A 17,397-nucleotide genomic window follows, 5' to 3' on the forward strand; every position below is an offset into this window, starting at 1 on the left:
CCACACTTCATTCCGACGGGACGCCCGGCCTCATGGCCGGGCGTTTTCGTTTTGAGGATTCGGAACCCGTGTCCGAATGGAACTGCCGTTTTGTAACGGGCAAGCCAAGATTGGGCTTGCATTCTGGGATATGGTATACCAAGCTTCGGGCCGCGCTTGCGACGATAAGCCACAATATTTGCGACATCAGGTCATCTTGGCAACCGGTGTCGACCAGACAAGCGCGTTGGGAGGTTCTTGATGATTTCCAGCACGGACGGCGCCGTCACGGCCGCGCCTCTTCGCACAGGTTTCCGTTGGTTCCAGCTTGCCATGGGCATCGTCTGCATGGCGATGATCGCCAACCTGCAATATGGCTGGACGCTGTTCGTCGATCCGATCGATGCGGCCCACCATTGGGGACGCGCCGCGATCCAGCTCGCTTTCACCATCTTCGTCGTCACCGAAACCTGGCTGGTGCCGGTCGAGGCCTGGTTCGTCGACAAGTACGGCCCCCGCATCGTCATCATGTTCGGCGGCGTGATGATCGCGCTGTCCTGGGTGCTCAACTCCTACGCCGACTCGCTCACCCTGCTCTATGCGGCCGCGATCGTCGGCGGCATGGGCGCGGGCGCCGTCTACGGCACCTGCGTCGGCAACGCGCTGAAATGGTTTCCCGACCGCCGCGGCCTCGCCGCCGGCGCGACGGCCGCCGGCTTCGGCGCGGGCGCCGCGCTCACCATCGTGCCGATCGCGACCATGATCGCCGCTAGCGGCTATCAGAGCGCGTTCTTCACCTTCGGCATCGGCCAGGGCCTGATCGTCTTCGTGCTCGCCTTCTTCATCCAGCCGCCGCGGATCTCGATCCCGCCGAAGAAGAAGCAGCTCAACCTGCCGCAGACCAAGATCGACTTCACCCCGCCGCAAGTGCTGCGCACCCTATTTTCTGGGTGATGTACCTCGTCTTCGTCATGGTCGCTTCCGGCGGCCTGATGACCGCGGCCCAGATCGGCCCGATCGCACACGACTTCAAGATCGCCGACACGCCTGTGACGCTCGCCGGCTTCCAGATGGCGGCGCTGACCTTCGCGATCTCGCTCGACCGCATCTTCGACGGGTTCGGACGTCCGTTCTTCGGCTGGGTCTCCGACACGATCGGCCGCGAGCACACCATGTTCATCGCCTTCGGCACCGCCGCGGTGATGCTGCTGACGCTGTCAGCCTACGGCCACGTTCCGATCGTGTTCGTGCTCGCGACCGCCATTTACTTCGGCGTGTTCGGCGAGATCTACTCGCTGTTCCCCGCGACCTGCGGCGACACTTTCGGCTCGAAGTTCGCGACCACCAACAACGGCATGCTCTACACCGCGAAGGGCACCGCCTCCCTGCTCGTTCCGCTCGCAAGCGTGATCTCGGCAACGTACGGCTGGAAGGCCGTGTTCGTGGTCGCGGTCGCCTTGAACGCGACGGCGGCGCTGACGGCGCTGTTCGTGATCAAGCCGCTGCGCCGCTCCTTCATCCTCGGCAAGGAAGCCGAGAGCGCAAGCCCTGCAACGGGCGACGCCAAGACCGAGACGGCGTGACAAGCCACACACTTTGCACGGTTGAAAAAGGGGCGCAGAATGCGCCCCTTTCTTTTTGGCCAAGGTTTTTTGGCCGAGGCCGGAGGCACCGCAAACGTCAATAATGCTGTCGCAAGATTTTTCGGATCCGCCAAATCCAGCGCTTGACGATTGGCATTATGTATACCACACTTACCTCGTCATTCACCTAGGGAGGTTGCAATGCTGGTCGGAGACATTCTGCGCAAGAAGACGCCGCGCGTTGTCACGGTGCGAATGAACGAAACGGTGGGTATCGCCGCCAAGCTGATGCGCGCCAACAACATCAGCGCCCTCGTGGTGAAGGACGTGGTCCGCTCCGAGGGCAACACCGCGGTCGGCATGTTCACCGAGCGCGACGTGGTGCGCGCCGTCGCCGAGCACGGCGCCAATGCCATCAACGTCAAGGTCTCGCAGCTCGTGTCGGTGCAGCAGCTCGTCTCCTGCACCTCGAGCGATACGATCGAGCACGTGCGGCATCTGATGAACCGTCATCACATCCGCCACCTGCCCGTGATCGACGATTACAGCCTCATCTCCGTCATCAGCATGCGCGACATCGCCGCTGCCGTTGACGAGGCGATCAACGGCACGCCGCAAGCAGCAGCTTAAAGCGCCACGACCCTTCCCCTGCGACTACCGGCCCCGGCTCGGATCCCTCCGCGCCGGACCGGATCCTTCGTCCCAAAATCCGGTCACCCGCGAGGATTTCATGAAGATCTGCATCTACGGCGCCGGCGCAATCGGCGGATATCTCGGGGTTCAGCTGGCGCGCGCCGGCGCCGACGTCAGCCTGGTCGCACGCGGCGCGCATCTCGCCGCGATGCGCGAGCGCGGCCTGACGCTTCTCGCGGGCGACGAGACGCACACCGTGCATCCGCGCTGCACCGACGATCCCGCCGAGCTCGGCGTGCAGGACTACATCATCATCACGCTCAAGGCGCATTCGATCACCGGCGTGATCGAGAAGATGCAGCCGCTCTTGGGCCCGCACACCCGCATCGTCACCGCGGTCAACGGCATCCCCTATTGGTACTTCTACAAGCACGGCGGCAAATACGAGAATTCGACGCTGGAGAGCATCGACCCCGGCGGGCGGCAATGGCGCGAGATCGGCGCCGAGCGCGCCATCGGCTGCATCGTCTATCCCGCCACCGAGATCGAGGCGCCCGGCGTGATCCGCCACGTCTACGGCAACAATTTCCCGCTCGGCGAGCCCTCCGGCGAGATCACTGGCGACGTGCAGCGTCTCGCCGATCTCTTCGTCGCAGCCGGGCTGAAGGCGCCGGTGCTCGACCGCATCCGCGACGAGATCTGGCTGAAACTCTGGGGCAATGTCTGCTTCAACCCGATCAGCGCGCTCACGCACGCGACGCTCGACGTGATCTGCACCGATCCGGCCACACGCGCGCTGTCGCGCGCGATCATGGTGGAGACGCAAGGCATCGCCGAGACGTTCGGCGTCAAATTTCGCGTCGATGTCGAGCGCCGTATCGAGGGCGCCCGCAAGGTCGGCGCGCACAAGACCTCGATGCTGCAGGATCTCGAGCGCGGCCGTCCCATGGAGATCGACCCGCTCGTCACCGTGGTGCAGGAGATGGGCCGTCTCACCGGCATTTCCACGCCCGCACTGGACTCGGTGCTGGCGATGGTGACCCAGCGCGCCCGCATCGCCGGTCTCTATGACGGTGTCTCCGCGCCCACCGATCCCCGCGCGCTGGCGGTGGCGTGATGACCGGCGAGATCAGGAAATGGCTGCGCTTCCGGAATAATGGAGCGACCGGTTTCGGCACGCTGACCTCATCCGGCATCAGCGTGCACGAGGGCGAGATGTTCGGCCGCCATGCAGCTACCGGCAGGACGCTGGCGCTGTCGGAGGTCGAGCTGCTCGCACCCTGCGCGCCCAACAAGATCGTCGCGCTCTGGAACAACTTTCACGCGCTCGCGGCCAAGCTGAACCAGCCCGAGCCGCCGGAGCCGCTCTACCTGCTGAAGGCCACGACCAGCATCGCGGCCCCCGGCGCGGTGATCCGCCGCCCCTCTTATTACGACGGCAAGACCACCTATGAGGGCGAGCTCGGCATCGTCATCGGCAAGACCTGCGCCCGCGTCTCGCCTGGCGAGGCCGACAGCCTCATCTTCGGCTACACCTGCGTCAACGACATCACCGCCAACGACATCCTGACCAGCGATCCCACCTTCCCGCAATGGGCGCGCGCCAAGGGCATCGACGATTACGGCCCGTTCGGCCCCGTCATCGCGACCGGCCTCGATCCGGCCAAGCTCGTGGTCCGCACCATCCTCAACGGCGCGGAGCGGCAGAACTACCCGATCTCGGACATGATCTTCAGCGCGCAGGAGCTGGTGAGCAGGATCTCCCACGACATGACCCTGCTGCCCGGCGACCTCATCGCGGTCGGCACCTCGGTCGGCGTCGGCGTGATGAAGGAGCCGGAGAATACGGTCACCGTCGCGATCGACGGGATCGGCGAGCTCACCAACGAGTTTCGGCTCTAGCTCCCGTCGTCATTCCGGGGCGGCGCAAGGCGCCGAGCCCGGAATCCATTTATCCGCAGTCTCTGCCGCCCGATGGATTCCGGGCTCGCGACTTCGTCGCGCCCCGGAATGACAGCGAAGGGCCGCAGCCCCCTCGGGAAAACTCGGCACTTCATGCTGCTCTCCACCGGTCAGCTGATGCAATCAGTCGTGGATCGCGCGGCCGGATACATACCGCTCCCCCGCGCGCCCCTTGATCTCGGTTCCGCTCTCCAATAGCAATCATGGCGAAAATGTGTGCCGGCGTGAGGAAGTCACGATGTGGCTGTTTTTCCTGGTTGCCTGGTTCGTCCTGCTCGCTGCCATCGCGATCTTCGCCCAGCAGGCGTTCGGTTACGACGTCACCCACCTGCCCGCCCTGTTTGCGGGCCTTCCCATGCCGCAGCGCATCGCGACCGGCGCGCTGCTGGCCGTGGCGCTGGCGCTGATCTGCGCAACCGCCTTTCGGCTCTCGCGCCAGGATCGGCGACTGGGCAAGCTGCGCGACCGCCTGAAGAAGACCCGCGAAGACGTCGTCGTCGCCCACGCCCTGCAAAACCACCTCGACGCCACCGTCCAGCACCTGATCGAGAGCGACCCGAGGGAGGCCGTCTCCACCCTTCACGACAAGCTGGGCGAGACCGAGCAGCGCGCCCTGCTCCAGCAGGGCCGCAACGAATCCACCGACATGCACGACCAGCTCGCCGAGATCCGCCGCCGCCAGCAAGGCCTGCGCGAGATGGTCGGCAAGGTCGCCGAGCAGCGCCGCGCGGTCGAGCCGATTTTCACCGAGATCCGCGACCGCCAGAACCAGCTCGAACGGTCGCTCCACGACCTCGAGACCGACGACCGCAAGAACAACCTCGCCGACCGGCTCAAGGACATCGCGCACGACATCTCGGCGCTGCTCGCGCGGGTGAACACGGTCCAGGACACGTTCGCGACCCTGAACCAGTACAAGGAAGATCTGGCGAAATCCCACGCCGAGCTGATGCCGCTGCGATCGACGGACGCCGGTATCAACGCGCTGATCAGCGAGCTCGGCCTCAGCCACGACCGCCTCGCCAAGAGCATCGACGAGCTCGAGACCGGCGGCGAAGCGCCGCTCGGCACCCGCGTCGAGACGCTTTCGAAGAACAGGATCGAGATCGAGCAGCGCCTCGCCCGCATCGACGACAGCTTCAACATCCTCAAGGCCATCCGCCTCGACTTCGAGGAGCTCGGCCAGCGCCAGGCCCAGCTCGAACGCTCGCTTGCGGAGATCGAGACCGATCCCGACGGCAAGACCCTCGCCGACCGCCAAAACGCGCTGAACGATTTCGTCCTCCAGTCGCGCCAACGCCTCGGCGCGTTGCAGGAGACGCTGGCGACGCTGAACGCCTTCAAGACGGACTTGTCGAAGTCGCAGGCGGACCTCGTCCCGCTGAAGGCCCCGGTGTTCGGCATCGAGGCGCTGATCGCGGAAGTCGGCACCACCCGCGACCTCCTCGCCAGGACCGTCGGCGAGATCGAGGCGAACGGCGGCGTGCCCCTCGCCTCGCGCGTCGACGCGCTGGCGAAAAGCAAGCGCGAGGTCGAAGACCGCCTCGCCCGCATCTTCGACAATTTCAACGCGCTCGATGCCTTGCGCAAGGACATCGGCGGCATCTTCTCGACGATCAGGAACAGCCTGAACCGGATCGGGTGAGGAAACGCTCGCGGCCGTGGACGCTGCCGAAACATCCAGACACATCATATCTCCGCGCGCCCGACATATGCCGCCAACATGTCCCGCGCGCGCCGCAACTTGGACGCATTCGGCCGCCCTTCTGTGAGGCGTGTCTGGGGGCACGGCACTGCCGTGTTTGGACCAAACCTTCAGGGGTATGACTGTGAAGAAGATTGTATTTGTTCTGGGTGCGACGCTTGCTCTGGTGACGGCTGCGAACGCTGCTGATTTGCCGCGCCGGCAGCCCGTGCCTGTCTATCCGGCGGAGCAGGCGCCGATCGGCAAGATGCCGATTGGCAAGAGCCCCGTTGGCAAGGCCCCGATCGGCAAGGCGCCCGGCCCGGTCGCGGCGCGCTACTGACGCACGGCGACATACGCGCAGCATCTGCGTAAGCGGCCGACAGTCGAGGGGGCACAGCGTGACGAACAAACCTGATCGATCGGGATCCTGCATCCTTGCGGGGTTCGCGCTCGCGGCGATGATCGCGTGCACGACGCCCTCGGCCTCGGCCCACGAAGCGAACAAGCGCATGGCCGACGCCAATGCGCTTGCGACGACCGACACCGCATCGCGACCGGCGCCGCAGTCGCGGCGGCCCGTCGCGCGTGCGGAGAAAGGCCCCTACTACGTCGACTTCCGCGCCCGGACGGCGGCGAGCTGGGGCCACGCCTTCGTCTGGTACGGCAAGACCAGCGAGCGCGCCGTCGAGGTCGCGGGCCTGACGCCCGCCGGCGACACCCTTGCTTACGTGCTCGGTCACCTCACCTGGGTGCCGTCAGAGACCGGCGCTAGCTACGGCGATCTCGATCCGGAATATCTGACCGCGAGCTATCGCGTCTATCTGAACGAAGCCGACGCCAAGCGCGTGTTCGCCTACATCAAGAAATTGCAGTCGAGCTCGCCGGTCTGGAACGCCGAGACCACCAACTGCACAGGCTTCATCGGCGACATCGCCGAGTTCATGGGCTTGAAGGTCCCCTACCGCTGGCAGCGCCCGGAGAACTTCGTCAACAGCCTCAAGGAAATGAACGGCGGCCGGCAGATGGTGCGGCTGTCGGCGGAGTAGCCGAAGCCTCAAAGCCCTTGCGGGCTACGACATCTCGCGAACATTCGGGTCCCGTTATCACCCGCTCGCTGTCATTGCCCGCGAAGGCGGGCAATCCAGTATTCCAGAGGCGGCGCGGTAACACGGAGACGCCGCGGCGTACTGGATGCCCCGGTCAAGCCGGGGCATGACAGCGTAGGGTGGAGCGGCATCTCGCCCGTCGGGCAAGACCCCCCGCACAAATCTCCCGCCTCGCCCGTCAATCCGCCGCCGCAAATATATTCCACTTTACCGAAATTCGGATTTATCGTACACACGAAACACCCTGGCCCGAGACAAGGGGCGGATCGCGATCGTCACGAACCGCGGGCCGGGCAGCGATGGACGCGACGGCGTCGGGCGCGGGCAGCATTGCAGGGCGGGAAACCGTGAGCAAGGCGCGCTCGCACGAACGACACGGCGCCGACAGCGTCTTCGCATGGCTTCGGGCGCGAGCACACGCCAGCTCTCGAAGTCCCAGCGAGGACGTGCGCGGACGGCGAAGTCGTGTGGTCCTGACGCCCGGGGTCTGTGCGTCAAGTCTTGTGGTGATATGCGCGGCCCGACCGGACCGCGTGCATCAGCCATCCGCAAGGCGACGGGGGCAATAGTGCATCGCTCCCCGGGGAGAGCACGAAGTAAGCCGTAACCCATCGCGCAGGGAAGGCCGGGCGTCCGGCGAGACCTGTGGTCCACCCCGTGTGCATCTTTTGTAGCGCACGGACTTGCGGGTGCCAGCCGCGCCCGGCCTTCCCTGCGCCCTTGTTCCGATGAGGGCAATGCGATGAAGCAGAGCTCGGGCGGACCATGCCGCGAGAAGGCGAAGGTGTGCCTTGCGGTATGGGAGCGAGTTGCGGCCGCGAGCTTGATTTTATGACCGTCATGACGGGACGAATACTGCAGCCCCCAATTATCCGTCCCACGGAATCTCCCCACCTCCCGCATGATCGCCCCGCCCTCACCGCACGCCGGCGCAATAGACTTTTGCCGACCTCGGCGGCATCCTGCCGCCATCAATCGATAACAGGGCCTGCCACGCAGGCGGGGGAAACGCATCATGTTGCAGACACGGTTCACCAGGCTTGTCGGCGTCGAGCACCCGATCGTCCAGGGCGGCATGCAATGGGTCGGGCGCGCCGAGCTGGTCGCCGCCGTTGCGAATGCCGGCGCGCTCGGCTTCATCACGGCGCTGACCCAGCCCACGCCCGAGGATCTGACCAAGGAAATCGCGCGCTGCCGCGACCTCACCGACAAGCCGTTCGGCGTCAACCTCACCATCCTGCCCGCGATCAAGCCGCCACCCTACGCCGAATACCGCGCCGCCATCATCGAGAGCGGCATCACGGTGGTCGAGACCGCCGGCAACAAGCCGCAGGAGCATGTCGACGAGTTCAGGAAGCACGGCGTCAAGGTCGTGCACAAATGCACCAGCGTCCGCCACGCGCTCTCGGCCGAGCGCATGGGCGTCGACGCCATCTCGATCGACGGGTTCGAATGCGCCGGCCATCCCGGCGAGGACGACACGCCCGGCCTGATCCTGATCCCGGCCGCCGCCAACAAGGTCAAGATCCCGATGATCGCCTCCGGCGGCTTCGCCGACGCGCGCGGCCTCGTCGCGGCGCTGGCGCTCGGCGCCGAGGGCATCAACATGGGCACCCGCTTCATGGCCACCAAGGAGAGCCCGATCCACCAGTCCATCAAGGAGAAGATCGTCGCCAATGACGAGCGCGAGACCGAGCTGATCTTCCGCACCATGCGCAACACCTCCCGCGTCGCCAGGAACGCGGTCTCGACCAAGGTCGTCGCCATGGAGAAGGAAGGCGCCAAGTTCGAGGACATCCGCGAGCTCGTCGCCGGTGCCCGCGGCAAGATGGTCTATGCCACCGGCAACTCCGACGAAGGCATCTGGTCGGCCGGCCAGGTCCAGGGCTTGATCCACGACATCCCGAGCTGCGCCGAGCTCGTCTCCCGCATCGTGTCCGAAGCGCAAGCCATCATCAGAAGCCGGCTGGAGGGAATGATCGTTCAGCCGCAACGCGAAGCGGCGGAATAATTCGCTGAAGTGATTTGAACACGACGCCCGCCACGCCGAAGGTATGCTCCCTCGCCCCGCTTGCGGGGAGAGGGTTGGGGTGAGGGGGAGTCTCCGCGCTGACGGTGACAATTGGACTCGCGGGGACTCCCCCTCACCCGCCGCGCGTTCCGCGCGTCGGCCTCTCCCCGCAAGCGGGGAGAGGCGAAGAACGGCTCCGCTCTTCACCTACAAACTCAATTGAGCTCCGAGGTAATGCATGAAGGCTTACGTCTACGGCCCTGAGGGCGCTAGGATTTCCGACGTCGCTCAACCAAAACCTAAGGGCACACAGGTGCTCGTCCGCGTCCGTGCCTGCGGCTTGAACCGTGCCGACACCGGCATGCGCAAGGGCCACGCCCATGGCGCAGCGGGCGGGGTCGGAACCGTACTCGGCATGGAATGGGCCGGCGAGGTCGCCGAGCTCGGACCGGATGCCAAGGGCGTGAAGGTCGGCGACCGTATCATGGGCTCGGGCGGCGCGGCGTTTGCCGAGTACACGCTGGCCGATCACGGCCGGCTGTTCCGCGCGCCCTCGAACATGAATTTCGAGGAGGCCGCCACCCTTCCCGTCGCGCTCGCGACCATGCACAACGCGGTCGTCACCGTCGGCGGCGTGCAGGCGGGCCAGAGCGTGCTGATCCAGGGCGCCAGCTCCGGCGTCGGCCTGATGGCGATGCAGATCGCCAAGCTCAAGGGCGCCAAGCTGGTGATCGGCTCGTCGACCGACGCCTATCGGCGCGGCCGGCTGACGGAGTACGGCGCCGACCTCGCCGTCGACTCGTCCGATCCCAAATGGGTCGAGGAGGTGCTGAAGGCGACGAACGGCGATGGCGTCGATCTCATCGTCGACCAGGTCTCCGGCAAGGTCGCCAACCAGAACCTCGCCGCCACCAGGATCAAGGGCCGTATCGTCAATGTCGGCCGGCTCGGCGGCACCCATGCCGATTTCAACTTCGACCTGCACGCCGCGCGCCGGATCGACTATGTCGGCGTCACCTTCCGCACCCGCACCATCGAGGAAGTCCGCGAGATCTTCGAGGAGGTCCGCAAGGACATCTGGGGTGCGGTGGAATCGCGGAAGCTGCAACTGCCGATCGACAGGGTGTTTGCATTCGCCGACATCGACAAGGCGTTCGAGCACATGGAAGCGAACAAGCATCTGGGGAAGATTGTCGTGACGGTGTGAGGGTGGCCGTCATTCCGGGGCGGCTCGAAGAGCCGAACCCGGAATGACATCGTGACCGCTCCTGCAACTCACTAGCGACTACTCCTGTGGATCATCGCTTGATGTCCCGCGCCGGGCTGCTAAATCCCCCGCCATGACCTCCCAGCACAACAAGACCTCGGTCGCGGCCATCTCGATCTTCGCCAGCGGCGGCATGGCGGCGGCGAAGTTCGTGGTCGGCGTGGCGATCGGCTCGCTCGCGCTGATCTCGGAAGCCCTGCACTCCTCGGTCGACCTGGTCGCAACCATCATCACCTGGGCGGTGGTGCGGGTGTCCGACAAGCCGGCCGACGACGAGCATCACTACGGCCACGGCAAGCTGGAGAGCATCTCCGCGCTCGGCGTCACCGCCCTGCTCTACGTGCTCGCCGGCGGCATCCTGGTCGAGGCCTACAGCCGGCTGCGCGAGGGAACCCCGCCGCCGACCATTTCGGCCATACCGTTCGTGGTGCTGGTGATCGACATCGTCGTCAACCTGTGGCGCGCCCGCGCCCTGCACCGCGCCGCGCGGGAGACGCGCAGCCAGGCGCTCGCCGCCGACGCGCTGCACTTCGCCTCCGACGTCATGGGCTCCTTCGCCGTGATCGTGGGCCTGATCCTCGCCGCTCTCGGCTTCTGGTGGGGCGACGCGGCGGCTGCCGCGGCGGTCGCGGTGATGATCGCGGCGCTCGGCCTGCGCATGGCCGGCTCGACCGTGCAGACGCTGGTCGACCGCGCGCCGGAGGGCGCGCAGGAGAAGGCCACGGCCGCGATCCGCGGCGTCCCCGGCGTGATCGGCGTCGAGCGGCTGCGGGTGCGCATGGTCGGCGCGACCACCTTCATCGACACCATCGCAAAGGTGCCGCGGACCTATCCGATCGACCGCGTCGAGGAGATCAAGCGCAAGGTGCAGGCCGCCGTCGACAAGGCATTCGGCGATGCCGACCTCACCTTCACCCCGGTCCCCGTCGCCCGCGACAACGAGACCGTACGCGACCGCATCATGGTGATCGCCCGCAATTCGAGCCTCGCCGTCCACCACGTCACGGTGCACGACCTCGGCGCCAAGCTGATCGTCAGCATCGACCTCGAGGTCGACGCCGGCATGCGGCTCGACGCCGCCCACGACGTCGCCAACACGCTGGAGCGGAACATCCAGGAGGAGTTCGGCGCCGACGTCGAGGTCGACGTCCATATCGAGCCTCTGGAACCGGAACTGCCGTTCGGCGTCGATGCCGCGCCGGAACGGGTGCAGACCATCGCCGCCGCGTTGGCCGAATTCGCCGGCGAGGGCGAGATCCACGACATCCACAATGTGCGCGTCCGCAACACCGACGCCGGCGAGATCGTCAACTTCCACTGCCGCGCCACGCCGTCGATGAGCGTGATCAAGGTGCACGAGCATGTCGACGCGATCGAGCGCGCGTTGCGCCGCGCGTTCCCGAGCGTGAAGCGCGTGATCAGCCACGCCGAGCCGCCGCGCACGTGACGCAGAATGTGCGAGGAGTCACACGTTCTCGTTTCGGACTCGTCACGCACGTGAGTTTGCGGGCACGCGACGCGCAAACTGCTCATTGGATAAGAATAAATTCGCGTTAACGATTCGTTGACTCTCGACAGCCCGGCAAAACTGGATTCAAATCGGTGTGATTCGGAAGCGATGTGGGGCTGCTTCCGAACTCAAGTTGCAAGCAAGTTTTCCAGGGGGCCGAAGGCATGTCGCGTGCAGACGCCGCGAACGCGTGCGTCCAATCCGATTCGATCAAAGGATTGGCGCAATCGATCGCGAAACCTGCCTATCACCGGCTGCTGATCGCGGAGCCGGCGCTGCGTCGCGCCGTGCCGACGCTCATCATCGCGTTCCTGATCACGATCTGCCTCGGCGCGTTCGTGCAGGTCGTCGACCAGACGCGCCAGAAGCGGCTGGTGATCCGCCATGACATCTCGGCACTCGCCGATTTGCTCGCCGAGCGCATCGACCGCCTCACCTCCTCGCGGCAGGAACGGCTGAAGAACATCGAAAGCCTGCCGGCGCTGCTGCCCGACCTGATCCCGTCCTGGGGCACGGCCACGGGCCGCCATGTCATCGTCACCTCGGCCGGCGTCGACCGCCGCATCCTCGCCCGCATTCCCGTCGACAGCGATCCCTCGGGCAACGACCGCCTGCTCGATTCAATCACGACGGCGCAGTTGCTCGCGGCGCCGCCGCGCGACGGCAACATCTCCGACATGACGCTGCCGAACGGCAACGCCGCGATGGCGATCTCGCGGCAGATCAAGTCGCTGCCCGGCTTCGTCACCGTGATCCAGGAGCGCAACGAGCCGATCTGGGGCTCGGACGCCGCGCTCTCGGTGACGCTGTCGGCCACCACCGGCTTCGTCGTCCTGATCCTCGGTTTCGCCTTCCACTGGCAGTCGACCCGCGCCCGCGAGGGCGATCTCATCAACGACGCGGTGCGCGGCCGCATCGACACCGCGCTCAACCGCGGCCGCTGCGGCCTCTGGGACTGGGACCTGTCGCGCGGCCGGATCTTCTGGTCGCAGTCGATGTTCTCGATGCTGGGCCTCGACGGCCGCAACGAGCTCCTGACCTTCGGCGAGGTCAACGCGCTGGTGAAGTCCGACGACATCGACCTGTTCGAGATCGCCGACCAGCTCATCTCCGAGAAGATCGACCACATCGACCAGACCTTCCGCATGCAGCATGTCGACGGTCACTGGATCTGGCTCCGTGTCCGCTGCGAAAAGACGAGCGGTGCGACCGACTCCAGCGTTCACCTGATCGGAATCGCCGTCGACATCACCGAGCAGAAGAGCCTCGCCGAGCGCACGGTGGAAGCCGATTTGCGTCTGCGCGACGCCATCGAGACCATTCCGGAGGCCTTCGTGCTGTGGGACGCGAGCGACCGCCTCGTGCTCTGCAACTCGCACTTCCAGCGCCTGCACAAGCTGCCCGACAGCGCCGTCATTCCCGGCACCTCCTACGAGACCGTGCTCGAGGTCGGCCGCATGCCGGAGGTGCGCACCCGCCACAACGAGACGGCTGCCCAAGGCCCGGGCGCGCGCACCTTCGAGGCGCAGCTCGACGACGGCAGCTGGCTGCACATCAGCGAGCGCCGCACCAAGGACGGCGGCTACGTCTCGGTCGGCACCGACATCACCCGCATCAAGGAGCACGAGCAGAAGCTGGTCGACAACGATCTGCGCCTGCGCGCCACCGTCATCGACCTCAAGCGCTCGCAGGCCGCGCTCGAACGCCAGACCAACGAGCTCGCCGACCTCGCCGAGAAGTATCAGCGCGAGAAGACCCGCGCCGAGGAAGCCAACCAGACCAAGTCGAAATTCCTCGCCAATATGAGCCACGAGCTGCGCACGCCGCTCAACGCCATCATCGGCTTCTCCGAGATCATGGGCTCGGGCCTGTTCGGCGAGCTCGGCAGTGAGAAGTACCAGGAATATTGCCAGGACATCCTGACCAGCGGCCACTACCTCCTCGAAGTCATCAACGACATCCTCGACATGTCCAAGATCGAGGCCGGCCGCATGAAGCTCGACATGGAGGAGCTCGACCTCGCGCGGACGCTCGCGGAATCCCTGCGCGTCGTCTCCGGCCGCGCGCAGGACAAGCACCTGACGCTCGATGCCGATATCGAGAAATCGATCTCCGTCGTCGCCGACCGCCGCGCCACCAAGCAGATCATCGTCAACCTGCTCTCGAACGCGGTGAAGTTCACGCCCGACGGCGGACGCATCGTGGTACGCAGCCGGCAGCTCGACGACAGGATCGTGCTGATGATCGCCGACACCGGCATCGGGATCGCCCCGCACTCCCTGGCGCGGCTCGGACGCCCGTTCGAGCAGGTCGAGAGCCAGCTCACGAAGACCTATCACGGCTCGGGGCTGGGCCTCGCCATCGCACGCTCGCTGGCGCAACTCCACGGCGGCTCGATGCGGCTGCGCTCGAAGATCGATGTCGGCACCGTCGTCCGCGTGACGCTGCCGCGCGACGCCGTCAAGGCGGCGTCCGGGATATCGGCCGCGGCCTGAAGCTACAATTGCAGCGTCGGCGCGACCTCGCGCGCGACATTGACCAGCGCCGCGATCAGCGGCGTCATCGGATCGCGCTGCGGGATCACCATGCCGATGCTGTAATTGACCTCGGGGTCGACGATCGGGATCGAACGCACGGTATCGGACAGGCCAAGCGTCTCGGCGAGCTTGGCCGGCATCACGCTCGCCCAGCGTCCCGTCTTCACGTGCGTGAACAGCACGAGCAGCGAGTTCGAGGTCAGCGTCGGCGTCGCCTCCGCGCCGACCGAGCGCAGCGCGCGGTCGATGATGCGGCGGTTCTGCATGTCGGGCGTGAGCAGGCACAGCGGCACCTGCCCGACCTCGGTCCAGGTCACCGTCTCGCGATCACCGAACATCGCATCAGGCGCGGTGAGGAGGCGATAGCTCTCGTTGTAGAGCGGAATGGTGCGCACCTTGCCGATCGGCTCGTTCTCGATATAGGTCAGCCCCGCGTCCACCTCGAGATTTTCGAGCAGCCCGAGCACCTCCGATGACGTTGTGGACTGGATGCGGAAGCGCACCTCGGGATGCCTGGCGCGGAACGGCGTCGTCAGCGCGGCAACCATGCCGAGCACGGTCGGGATCGCCGCGATGCGGATCTCACCGGAGAGCTTGTCCTTCAGCGAGTTGATCTCCTGGCGCATCGCGCGGGCATCGCCCACGATCCGCCGCGCCCAGTCCAGCGCCCGCTCGCCCTCGGGCGTAAAGCCCTGGAAGCGGGACCCGCGCTGGACCAGCATCACGCCGAGGATCTCCTCGAGCTGCTTGAGCCCGGTCGACATCGTCGGCTGGGTGACCCCGCAGGCTTCCGCCGCGCGTCCGAAATGCCGTTCCTTCGCCAGCGCCAGCAGCAGTTCAAGCTTGTCGATCAACCGGACGTCCCCTCGAATTCTGTCGTGGCATGCAAGCTAGCACGGCAGGTCCTTGCCAACACGGAAAAACCGGCAGGCGAAATGCGATTAATTCCACTTCCGTATCGATCGATTGCATCCGCCAATCGATCTGAATTCGCAATCGCAGCATGAGACAGCTTTATTGATCTTCGAATGATTCCAAATAGTTTGCGAGGCAGGAACGCTCGGGTTGAGAACAAAGAATGACAGCGACTTACGAGCCTTGTTACGAGCCTTGGGACGAGACGCGCGGCGCCGAGATCATCGCCGAACATGCAAGGCAGGAGGGCGCGACGCTGGTCATCCTGCATGCGCTCCAGGAGGCGTTCGGCTACGTGCCGGAGGCCGCCATTCCCATGGTGGCGCAAGCGCTCAATCTGTCGCGCGCCGAAGTGCATGGCGTGTTCACCTTCTACCATGATTTCAGGCACAAGCCGGCCGGCCGCCACGTGCTGAAGCTTTGCCGCGCCGAGGCCTGCCAGGCTGCGGGCGGCGATGCGCTGGCCGCGCGTGCGGAGGCCCGGCTCGGCGTGTCGCTTGGCAACACGACGGCCGATGATGGCGTCACGCTGGAGCCGATCTACTGCCTCGGGCTCTGCGCGACCGCACCGTCCGCGATGCTCGACGGTCGCCTCGTCGGCCGGCTCGACGAGAAGCGTCTCGATGCGCTGGTTGCGGAGGCACAGCGATGAGCATGCGTCTCTTCGTCTCACGCGACGCGGGTGCGTTGGCCGTCGGCGCCGACGAGGTTGCGCTGGCGCTGGAACAGGCTGCGGCCAAGCGCGGCGTCGCCGTCGAGATCATCAGGACCGGCTCGCGGGGCATGTACTGGCTGGAGCCGCTGGTCGAGGTCGCGACGCCGCAGGGCCGGATCGCGTTCGGCCCGGTCACCGAGACCGATGTACCCTCCCTGCTCGACGCGCTCGCCAGCAATACGCCGCATCTGCTGCGGTTAGGGGCGACCGACGAGATTCCCTGGCTGAAGCGCCAGACCCGCCTCACCTTCGCCCGCTGCGGCGTGATCGATCCGCGCTCGCTCGAGGACTACCGCGCCCACGGTGGCTACAAGGGCCTGGAGCGCGCGCTGTCGCTCGGCTCGGAGGCCATCCTCACCGAGGTCACCGCATCGGGCCTGCGCGGCCGCGGCGGCGCGGGCTTTCCGACCGGCATCAAATGGAAGACGGTTGCCCAGGCCAAGGCCGACCGCAAGTTCATCGTCTGCAACGCCGACGAAGGCGACAGCGGTACCTTCGCCGACCGCATGATCATGGAAGGCGATCCCTTCCTGGTGATCGAGGGCATGACCACCGCCGGCATCACCGTCGGCGCGACCAAGGGCTACATCTACATCCGCAGCGAATATCCGCACGCGGTCGAGGCGATGAAGGCCGCCATCCAGGCTGCGAAGCGCGGCGGTTATCTCGGCGACAAGATCGGCGGCTCGACCTACAGCTTCGACCTCGAAGTCCGCGTCGGCGCCGGCGCCTATGTCTGCGGCGAGGAAACGTCGCTGCTGGAGAGCCTCGAAGGCCGCCGCGGCATCGTGCGCGCCAAGCCGCCGCTGCCGGCCCATCACGGCCTGTTCGGCAAGCCGACCGTGATCAACAACGTGCTGTCGTTCGCGGCGATCCCCTTCATCCTCGCCGAAGGCGCGAAGGCCTATGCGGATTTCGGCATGGGCCGCTCGCGCGGCACGATGCCGATCCAGCTCGCCGGCAATATCCGCCATGGCGGCCTGTTCGAGACCGCGTTCGGCGTGACGCTCGGCGAGCTCGTCGACGACATCGGCGGCGGCACGTCCACCGGCCGTCCGGTCCGCGCGGTGCAGGTCGGCGGGCCCCTTGGCGCCTACTTCCCCCGCGCGCTGTTCGACACGCCGTTCGACTACGAAGCCTTTGCCGCGCGTGACGGGCTGATCGGCCATGGCGGCATCGTCGTGTTCGACGACAGCGTCGACATGCGCAGGCAGGCACGCTTCGCGATGGAATTCTGCGCCGTCGAATCCTGCGGCAAGTGCACGCCCTGCCGGATCGGCTCGACCCGCGGCGTCGAGACCATCGAGAAGATCATCAACGGCGAACGCGTCAGCGAAAACCTCGCGCTCGTCGAAGACCTCTGCAACACCATGAAATTCGGCTCGCTCTGCGCGCTCGGCGGCTTCACGCCCTATCCTGTGCTCAGCGCATTGAAGCACTTCCGGGAGGACTTCGTCCCGGCGCCGACCACGCTTCAGGCCGCGGAATAGGA

13 protein-coding genes and 1 pseudogene are annotated in these 17,397 nt (G+C 66.1%); 13 read left to right on the top strand and 1 reads right to left on the bottom strand.

From position 1 onward, the window contains the following. Positions 1-240 precede the first annotated feature (240 nt). The 11 genes and pseudogenes from oxlT to EI171_RS32320 all read left to right on the top strand — a co-directional run bounded on the left by oxlT (position 241) and on the right by EI171_RS32320 (position 14,233). Positions 241-1,562, top strand: a pseudogene (gene oxlT / locus EI171_RS32270) (oxalate/formate MFS antiporter). A gap of 201 nt (positions 1,563-1,763) precedes the next feature. Then, positions 1,764-2,192: a CBS domain-containing protein gene (locus EI171_RS32275; RefSeq protein ID WP_028172222.1), complete on the top strand. Its 429-nt coding sequence runs from the start codon at positions 1,764-1,766 to the stop codon at positions 2,190-2,192. 100 nt (positions 2,193-2,292) lie between these two features. Continuing rightward, complete coding sequence (locus EI171_RS32280) at positions 2,293-3,312, top strand: 2-dehydropantoate 2-reductase (protein ID WP_011085931.1); 1,020 nt, start codon at positions 2,293-2,295, stop codon at positions 3,310-3,312. Next, positions 3,312-4,097 (top strand): fumarylacetoacetate hydrolase family protein, encoded by a 786-nt coding sequence (locus EI171_RS32285; protein ID WP_161535730.1) that lies wholly within the window; start codon positions 3,312-3,314, stop codon positions 4,095-4,097. Before EI171_RS32280 ends, EI171_RS32285 begins: the two co-directional genes overlap by 1 nt. Positions 4,098-4,395: 298 nt before the next feature. Continuing rightward, complete coding sequence (locus EI171_RS32290) at positions 4,396-5,802, top strand: hypothetical protein (RefSeq protein ID WP_161535731.1); 1,407 nt, start codon at positions 4,396-4,398, stop codon at positions 5,800-5,802. A 178-nt stretch (positions 5,803-5,980) separates the two neighbouring features. Further along, positions 5,981-6,184, top strand: coding sequence for a hypothetical protein (locus EI171_RS32295; protein WP_018647766.1), 204 nt, complete (start codon positions 5,981-5,983; stop codon positions 6,182-6,184). Between the two features lie 58 nt (positions 6,185-6,242). Continuing rightward, the gene (locus tag EI171_RS32300) at positions 6,243-6,890 is read left to right on the top strand and encodes a hypothetical protein (RefSeq protein WP_028172226.1); all 648 of its coding nucleotides are present in this window, start codon (positions 6,243-6,245) and stop codon (positions 6,888-6,890) included. Positions 6,891-7,965: 1,075 nt separating this feature from the next. Then, a complete protein-coding gene (locus tag EI171_RS32305) occupies positions 7,966-8,961 on the top strand; it encodes a nitronate monooxygenase family protein (protein ID WP_161535732.1) in 996 nt (331 codons plus the stop codon). A 238-nt stretch (positions 8,962-9,199) separates the two neighbouring features. Beyond that, positions 9,200-10,168 carry a zinc-binding dehydrogenase gene (locus EI171_RS32310; RefSeq protein ID WP_161535733.1) on the top strand — a complete coding sequence of 323 codons (969 nt, stop codon included), beginning with the start codon at positions 9,200-9,202 and terminating at the stop codon, positions 10,166-10,168. Between the two features lie 133 nt (positions 10,169-10,301). Then, positions 10,302-11,675 (top strand): cation-efflux pump, encoded by a 1,374-nt coding sequence (locus EI171_RS32315; protein WP_161535734.1) that lies wholly within the window; start codon positions 10,302-10,304, stop codon positions 11,673-11,675. Between the two features lie 227 nt (positions 11,676-11,902). Beyond that, positions 11,903-14,233 (top strand): PAS domain-containing sensor histidine kinase, encoded by a 2,331-nt coding sequence (locus EI171_RS32320; protein ID WP_011085924.1) that lies wholly within the window; start codon positions 11,903-11,905, stop codon positions 14,231-14,233. A 2-nt stretch (positions 14,234-14,235) separates the two neighbouring features. On the opposite strand, the gene EI171_RS32325 is transcribed toward EI171_RS32320, so the two are convergent. After that, positions 14,236-15,129 (bottom strand): LysR family transcriptional regulator, encoded by an 894-nt coding sequence (locus EI171_RS32325; RefSeq protein ID WP_011085923.1) that lies wholly within the window; start codon positions 15,127-15,129, stop codon positions 14,236-14,238. Positions 15,130-15,353: 224 nt separating this feature from the next. On the opposite strand from EI171_RS32325, the gene EI171_RS32330 reads away from it, so the two are divergent. Both EI171_RS32330 and EI171_RS32335 read left to right on the top strand, forming a co-directional pair. Beyond that, positions 15,354-15,842: a formate dehydrogenase subunit gamma gene (locus tag EI171_RS32330; protein ID WP_161535735.1), complete on the top strand. Its 489-nt coding sequence runs from the start codon at positions 15,354-15,356 to the stop codon at positions 15,840-15,842. Then, a complete protein-coding gene (locus EI171_RS32335; protein WP_161535736.1) occupies positions 15,839-17,395 on the top strand; it encodes an NADH-quinone oxidoreductase subunit NuoF in 1,557 nt (518 codons plus the stop codon). The genes EI171_RS32330 and EI171_RS32335 overlap by 4 nt, the downstream gene beginning before the upstream one ends. Positions 17,396-17,397 lie beyond the last annotated feature (2 nt).

Origin of the sequence: Bradyrhizobium sp. LCT2 (assembly GCF_009931255.1) — a bacterium.
Lineage (GTDB): Bacteria > Pseudomonadota > Alphaproteobacteria > Rhizobiales > Xanthobacteraceae > Bradyrhizobium > Bradyrhizobium diazoefficiens.

Coding starts and splice junctions, on each gene's coding strand:
- EI171_RS32275 (WP_028172222.1), top strand. CDS start 1,764: ATGCTGGTCGGAGACATTCTGCGCAAGAAGACGCCGCGCGTTGTCACG.
- EI171_RS32280 (WP_011085931.1), top strand. CDS start 2,293: ATGAAGATCTGCATCTACGGCGCCGGCGCAATCGGCGGATATCTCGGG.
- EI171_RS32285 (WP_161535730.1), top strand. CDS start 3,312: ATGACCGGCGAGATCAGGAAATGGCTGCGCTTCCGGAATAATGGAGCG.
- EI171_RS32290 (WP_161535731.1), top strand. CDS start 4,396: ATGTGGCTGTTTTTCCTGGTTGCCTGGTTCGTCCTGCTCGCTGCCATC.
- EI171_RS32295 (WP_018647766.1), top strand. CDS start 5,981: ATGACTGTGAAGAAGATTGTATTTGTTCTGGGTGCGACGCTTGCTCTG.
- EI171_RS32305 (WP_161535732.1), top strand. CDS start 7,966: ATGTTGCAGACACGGTTCACCAGGCTTGTCGGCGTCGAGCACCCGATC.
- EI171_RS32310 (WP_161535733.1), top strand. CDS start 9,200: ATGAAGGCTTACGTCTACGGCCCTGAGGGCGCTAGGATTTCCGACGTC.
- EI171_RS32315 (WP_161535734.1), top strand. CDS start 10,302: ATGACCTCCCAGCACAACAAGACCTCGGTCGCGGCCATCTCGATCTTC.
- EI171_RS32320 (WP_011085924.1), top strand. CDS start 11,903: ATGTCGCGTGCAGACGCCGCGAACGCGTGCGTCCAATCCGATTCGATC.
- EI171_RS32330 (WP_161535735.1), top strand. CDS start 15,354: ATGACAGCGACTTACGAGCCTTGTTACGAGCCTTGGGACGAGACGCGC.
- EI171_RS32335 (WP_161535736.1), top strand. CDS start 15,839: ATGAGCATGCGTCTCTTCGTCTCACGCGACGCGGGTGCGTTGGCCGTC.